Annotated in this window: 3 protein-coding genes and 1 pseudogene; all 4 read right to left on the bottom strand. The window is 22.3% G+C overall.

What is annotated here, in order from left to right; genetic code table 11:
• A pseudogene (locus ACERKK_RS12605) lies at window positions 1-212 on the bottom strand (chemotaxis protein); the annotation flags it as partial.
• Between the two features lie 11 nt (window positions 213-223).
• Entirely contained in the window at window positions 224-607 is a 384-nt protein-coding gene (locus tag ACERKK_RS12600) for a PAS domain-containing protein (RefSeq protein WP_373773427.1), read from the bottom strand.
• Between the two features lie 99 nt (window positions 608-706).
• Window positions 707-1,393, bottom strand: a complete 687-nt coding sequence (locus tag ACERKK_RS12595) for a response regulator transcription factor (RefSeq protein ID WP_373773426.1) — start codon at window positions 1,391-1,393, stop codon at window positions 707-709.
• Window positions 1,386-2,966, bottom strand: a 1,581-nt coding sequence (locus ACERKK_RS12590) for an ATP-binding protein (RefSeq protein WP_373773425.1), incomplete at its 5' end; no start/stop codon positions are given. The genes ACERKK_RS12595 and ACERKK_RS12590, both read right to left, overlap by 8 nt.

Raw genomic sequence — 2,966 nt, 5'->3', positions numbered from 1 at the left:
AGCATAATCTCACCATAGACTGTAAGATTTGTTTGATTTTTATTTTGGATTAAATCAACTATTGAATGTAATTTACTTTCAATTTGATTATAATATTTAGATTTTGTATTAATTTCAGTTGATATGCTATTTATATCATTTTTTAAATATTGTTCTAATATTTCTAGGGAATCTAATATAACCTTTTGGTCTTTTTTCTTTTTGAAAAACATCTATAAAATTCCTATCTAAGTTTTTTGTATAGCTCTTTTGCATATAAAACTTCTTCTTCTGTTGGCTTAACACGCACAGAAATATATCTTTTATTTCCTTCTGCGTCAACTGAACGATAAGCAGTAGCATTTACCCAATAAAAGCTTCCATTTTTTGTTTTATTCTTAACAATACCATTCCATATTTTTCCTGATTGTACTGTTGACCATAAATCTTTAAATGCTTCTTTTGGCATATCTTTATGTCTTACCATATTATGTGGTCTTCCAATTAATTCATCTTTGTCATAACCAGCTATAGAGCAAAAATCACTATTTGCATAAATTATAAAACCTTTTTCATCTGTTTCAGATACAATCATTGTATTTCTATCTAATTTGATTTCTTTCATCATATAATCCTATTTTTTTATAATGAATTATATAATACAATTATCTTATAAAAATGACACTTTTTATATAATAGTTTATTTATTTATTATCTTTATATGAACTTATTTTAATTTATAGCCTTTCTTATAAATATTTTCTATAAAAAAACTTTCATTTTGTGTTTTTTCAATTATTTTTCTTTTAAATCTAGATATCATCTGAGTTATTGTATTTGCTTGAATATCACTTTGTGGAAAAAGTTCTTCAATTATTTCATCAGGTGTAAAAACTTTATTTTTAAATTTAATAAATAGTTCTATTAACATAATTTCATTATTTGTTAAACGAATATTTTCATTATGAAATAAAAGATTCTTCTTATCAATCTCCCAAATTAAATTTTCTCCTAGTAATACTTTATTAATAATCTTTTTCTCTTCTGAGACTATATTTATACAACTTTGTATTGTACTTAATAACTCTTTTATATCAAAAGGTTTTATAATATAAGAAGAAACTCCAATTTTTATAACTTCTAAAAGCCTTTCTTTATCACTATATGCAGTTAAAAAAACTATTGGTACTTTAGTATTTTCAGCTCTAATCTTCTTTGCAAATGTAATTCCATTCATTTTAGGTACATTTATATCTAAAAGAAGTAAATCAATATCTTCTTTTTTATATATTTCATATGCTTGGATACCATCACCTGCTGTATATATATTTGTAAAAAATCTTTTTAAGAAAAATACAACATTATCTCTAACATCTATATCATCTTCAACATACAATAAATTTAATTTATTCATTAATTATCCTTGGTAAACTTATAGTAAAATGAGTAAAATCATCAAAAGAATCAACAATTATATTACCCCTCATACTATCTTCAATTAACATTTTTGCCATATAAAGACCAATGCCAACACCTTGGTCTTTAAACTTTGTACTAAAATATGGCTCAAATATTCTACTAATTATTCTTGCATCAATACCACCTGCATTGTCAAGTATTGATAACTCTATATTCTTTTCAAACTTTTTTGTATAAATATTTATTTTTTTATTTCCATATTTTTTTAATTTGAAACTATCAATTGAATTATCTAATAAAACCATAATCACTTGAATTAACTCATTCTCATAATTTTTTAAAGTAATTTCTTTATCTATTTCAATAATAAACTCTATATCAATATCTTTATTTTTAACTAAAGATATTGATTTACCAATTACATCATTTAAATTAAAAATTGACATCTCTTTATTTGGGTGGAAAAAATTACTAAAATCATGAATCGTATTAGACATATATACAATATCTTTTTTTATTAAAGAGATTTTTTCTTCTAAAATACTTTTATTTTTTGTTTCTTCATTTTCAATAACTGATGACATAACTTCAATTGATAAGTTAATTCTAGTTAATGGTTGTCGCCATTGATGTGCTATATTAGTAAGCATTTCTCCCATACTTGCTAATTTTGATTGTCTAAAAATAAACTCATCCTTTTTTCTGTTTAAAGCAACCTCATCTTTTATTCTTATTTTTAAATCTTTATTTAGTGTAATAATTTTTTGTTTTAATTTTTCTTCTCTAAAAATAAAAATTATTAATATTAAACTGAAAATAAAAGAAAGAGTTAAAACCTTCCAAAGTAAACTATAATCGGGAACTTCTTTATAATTTATATAAGTAAAAGAACTCATTAATTTATCGTGCTGGCTCTTAGAAATATTTTCTATGAATTTATCTAAAATATCAGCTAGAATTTTATTATTCTCATTAAGAACAAAACCTAGTGTAATATTTTCATCAAATTTACCACCAATATGAATATTCACTCCTGTTTGTTTTTTTAAAATATCAATTGCATGAATAATATCAGTTACAAAGCCATAAACATTTTCATCATAAATTTGGTCTAGTACATTTTCTTCATTTGTATTAATTTTAAATTGTATATCTGGATATTTTTGTTTTAAATAATTAACATCAATTTTAGAATTAGATATTAATAATCTTTTATCATTTAATTGTTCAAAATTATATACAAACTCTTTACTATTTTTAGTTAGCAAAACAATAGGTAGACTTAAATAGTTTTTTGTATAAATAAAATCATTTGTATCTTTTTTTGTCAAGTAAGATATTAAGTCACATTTATCATCAATTAAATATTGTTTAGCAATATTTTCATTTGTAGTAGGAACAATAGTGATTTTCTTATCAAGTGACTTCTCAAATAATTTAGTGTATTTTGAAACGATTCCAAGAAATTCATTATTTTGCATTTCTTGATATGGATAACTATTTGATTGTACACACATTCTAAAAGTATCTCTATTTTTTAAAAACAGTCTTTGTTCTCTTGTTAACAG

This window comes from Poseidonibacter sp., assembly GCF_041821165.1.
Classification (GTDB): Bacteria; Campylobacterota; Campylobacteria; order Campylobacterales; family Arcobacteraceae; genus Poseidonibacter.
The sequence above is the reverse complement of the archived record's forward strand: the minus strand, read 5'-3'. Positions and strand labels throughout refer to the sequence as shown.

Coding starts and splice junctions, on each gene's coding strand:
- ACERKK_RS12600 (WP_373773427.1), bottom strand. CDS start 607: ATGATGAAAGAAATCAAATTAGATAGAAATACAATGATTGTATCTGAA.
- ACERKK_RS12595 (WP_373773426.1), bottom strand. CDS start 1,393: ATGAATAAATTAAATTTATTGTATGTTGAAGATGATATAGATGTTAGA.